The sequence below is a fragment of the Lactobacillus sp. HMSC08B12 genome (genome assembly GCF_001808415.1).
In the GTDB taxonomy this organism is placed as follows: domain Bacteria; phylum Bacillota; class Bacilli; order Lactobacillales; family Lactobacillaceae; genus Lactobacillus; species Lactobacillus delbrueckii.
This window is the reverse complement of record NZ_KV793105.1, coordinates 8,156-8,449: the sequence shown is the minus strand read 5'-3', so window position 1 is coordinate 8,449 and position 294 is coordinate 8,156.

The window sequence follows — 294 nt, the reverse complement described above, 5'->3', positions numbered from 1 at the left end:
ATCCACGCATCCCATGCGGGATGCGACTTGGACCCGGCGAAGTCTCAGCGACTGCGCTCTATATATTTCAATCCACGCATCCCATGCGGGATGCGACTAAGTAGTTTGGCCATCAACTAAGTAGTTTTTCATTTCAATCCACGCATCCCATGCGGGATGCGACAGTGTAAGCGCTTCTAGGATCAAGTCCTAAGCCAATTATTTCAATCCACGCATCCCATGCGGGATGCGACTTATACTGATGGGACGTCAATTAGCGGACTGATAATTTCAATCCACGCATCCCATGCGGGA